This is a genomic window from Arthrobacter sp. UNCCL28, from assembly GCF_900102805.1.
Taxonomy (GTDB): domain Bacteria; phylum Actinomycetota; class Actinomycetes; order Actinomycetales; family Micrococcaceae; genus Arthrobacter; species Arthrobacter nicotinovorans_A.
On sequence record NZ_FMWE01000018.1, the window covers coordinates 1 to 3,403 of the forward strand.

Genomic DNA, 3,403 nt, shown 5'->3' on the forward strand with positions numbered 1-3,403 from the left:
GGGAGCGAACAGGATTAGATACCCTGGTAGTCCATGCCGTAAACGTTGGGCACTAGGTGTGGGGGACATTCCACGTTTTCCGCGCCGTAGCTAACGCATTAAGTGCCCCGCCTGGGGAGTACGGCCGCAAGGCTAAAACTCAAAGGAATTGACGGGGGCCCGCACAAGCGGCGGAGCATGCGGATTAATTCGATGCAACGCGAAGAACCTTACCAAGGCTTGACATGAACCGGTAATACCTGGAAACAGGTGCCCCGCTTGCGGTCGGTTTACAGGTGGTGCATGGTTGTCGTCAGCTCGTGTCGTGAGATGTTGGGTTAAGTCCCGCAACGAGCGCAACCCTCGTTCTATGTTGCCAGCGCGTTATGGCGGGGACTCATAGGAGACTGCCGGGGTCAACTCGGAGGAAGGTGGGGACGACGTCAAATCATCATGCCCCTTATGTCTTGGGCTTCACGCATGCTACAATGGCCGGTACAAAGGGTTGCGATACTGTGAGGTGGAGCTAATCCCAAAAAGCCGGTCTCAGTTCGGATTGGGGTCTGCAACTCGACCCCATGAAGTCGGAGTCGCTAGTAATCGCAGATCAGCAACGCTGCGGTGAATACGTTCCCGGGCCTTGTACACACCGCCCGTCAAGTCACGAAAGTTGGTAACACCCGAAGCCGGTGGCCTAACCCTTGTGGGGGGAGCCGTCGAAGGTGGGACCGGCGATTGGGACTAAGTCGTAACAAGGTAGCCGTACCGGAAGGTGCGGCTGGATCACCTCCTTTCTAAGGAGCTGCTAGCAGTCGTGTTGTTTGCCTGCATGGGTGGATGACGGGTTGCCAGTGTTGCCCATTGCGCAGGCGTTTGTTCTGCGGTGGGTGCTCATGGGTGGAATATCAACAAATCATTTTTTGGCATGGCCTTTGCTGGTTGTGTCCTGGTGCTAGTACGGCATCTTGTGTCCTTCTTTTTGGGGGGTGTGGGGTGTGTGGAACGCTGCTGGGGCGTGGTTGGTGGGTTGTGTTTGGCGCACTGTTGGGTCCTGAGGCAACAGGACCTTTTTGCAGCAATGCAGGGGGGCATCTTCTGGTGTTTCTTTTGTTCCTGCTTCCGGTTTTCCTTGTCTGTTTGTCATGGTCCGTGCACGTTGGTGTGTGGGTTGTGGTGGGTGGGGGGCTGGTTGATGGGGTTGTTGTTTGAGAACTACATAGTGGACGCGAGCATCTGAAACATGCACGGTGGCTGATTATCCTTTTGTCCTTCCCTTTTTGGGGTGGGTGGGGGTGGTTGGTGTGTGTGTTTCTACAGCAATTTCTTATGAATGAACCTGGCCCTTGTGGTCGTGGTTCTCTCGAGTAAGTTTATTGATCTTGTGTGGTCAAGTTTTTAAGGGCACACGGTGGATGCCTTGGCATTAGGAGCCGAAGAAGGACGTAGGAATCTGCGATAAGCCTGGGGGAGTTGATAACCGAGCGTTGATCCCAGGATGTCCGAATGGGGAAACCCCGCACAACGCTGCAAGGTGATTGTGTGACCCGCATCTGAACACATAGGGTGCGTGGGGGGAACGCGGGGAAGTGAAACATCTCAGTACCCGCAGGAAGAGAAAACAATAGTGATTCCGTTAGTAGTGGCGAGCGAACGCGGATCAGGCTAAACCGTTTCCATGTGTGATAGCCGGCGGGCGTTGCATGGGCGGGGTTGTGGGACTTTCCGTTCTGGTTCTGCCGGACCAGTGGGGTGATGTGCGTGCATAGGTGAACGGTCTTGAAAGGCCGGCCAGAGAGGGTGTGAGCCCCGTAACCGTAATGTTGTGTGCAGCCTGGAGAGTATCCCAAGTAGCACGGGGCCCGAGAAATCCCGTGCGAATCTGTCAGGACCACCTGATAAGCCTAAATACTTCCTAATGACCGATAGCGGACCAGTACCGTGAGGGAAAGGTGAAAAGTACCCCGGGAGGGGAGTGAAACAGTACCTGAAACCGTGTGCTTACAATCCGTCGGAGCCAGTCTGATTCTGGTGACGGCGTGCCTTTTGAAGAATGAGCCTGCGAGTTAGTGTTACGTCGCGAGGTTAACCCGTGTGGGGTAGCCGTAGCGAAAGCGAGTCTGAATAGGGCGAGTGTAGTGGCGTGATCTAGACCCGAAGCGGAGTGATCTACCCATGGCCAGGTTGAAGCGACGGTAAGACGTCGTGGAGGACCGAACCCACTTCAGTTGAAAATGGAGGGGATGAGCTGTGGGTAGGGGTGAAAGGCCAATCAAACTCCGTGATAGCTGGTTCTCCCCGAAATGCATTTAGGTGCAGCGTTGCGTGTTTCTTGCCGGAGGTAGAGCTACTGGATGGCCGATGGGCCCTACAAGGTTACTGACGTCAGCCAAACTCCGAATGCCGGTAAGTGAGAGCGCAGCAGTGAGACTGTGGGGGATAAGCTTCATAGTCGAGAGGGAAACAGCCCAGACCACCAACTAAGGCCCCTAAGCGTGTGCTAAGTGGGAAAGGATGTGGAGTTGCGAAGACAACCAGGAGGTTGGCTTAGAAGCAGCCATCCTTGAAAGAGTGCGTAATAGCTCACTGGTCAAGTGATTCCGCGCCGACAATGTAGCGGGGCTCAAGTACACCGCCGAAGTTGTGGATTTCACACATTGCCCTAGCCTTCGTGGTTCAGGGGTGTGGAGTGGTAGGGGAGCGTCGTGTGGGCAGTGAAGTCGCGGTGTAAACCAGCGGTGGAGCCTACACGAGTGAGAATGCAGGCATGAGTAGCGAAAGACGGGTGAGAAACCCGTCCGCCGAATGATCAAGGGTTCCAGGGTCAAGCTAATCTGCCCTGGGTAAGTCGGGACCTAAGGCGAGGCCGACAGGCGTAGTCGATGGACAACGGGTTGATATTCCCGTACCGGCGAAAAACCGCCCATGCCAAGCGGGGGATACTAACCGCCCGGAGCCTGCCCGCTCACCCTTGTGGTGTTGTGGGTTTTGGCCGAGCGCGGGACCTGATCCTGGGAGGTAAGCGTATTAACAGGTGTGACGCAGGAAGGTAGCCGGGCCGGGCGATGGTTGCCCCGGTCTAAGGATGTAGGGTCAGGGATAGGCAAATCCGTTCCTGTGTGCTTCGAGCACGTGCCTGAGATCTGATGGGACTCCCGTAAGGGGGGATCCGGTGATCCTATGCTGCCAAGAAAAGCATCGACGCGAGGTTTTAGCCGCCCGTACCCCAAACCGACACAGGTGATCAGGTAGAGAATACCAAGGCGATCGAGAGAATTATGGTTAAGGAACTCGGCAAAATGCCCCCGTAACTTCGGGAGAAGGGGGGCCTGCCCCGTGATGGAGACTTGCTCTCCGTGAGCGGGTGTGGGCCGCAGAGACCAGGGGGAAGCGACTGTTTACTAAAAACACAGGTCCGTGCGAAGTC

Annotated in this window: 2 rRNA genes; both read left to right on the forward strand. The window is 55.8% G+C overall.

Going from position 1 to position 3,403, the window contains the following annotated elements:
• Positions 1-773, forward strand: a 16S ribosomal RNA gene (locus BLQ01_RS22005); the annotation flags it as partial.
• A gap of 591 nt (positions 774-1,364) precedes the next feature.
• Positions 1,365-3,403, forward strand: a 23S ribosomal RNA gene (locus tag BLQ01_RS22010); the annotation flags it as partial.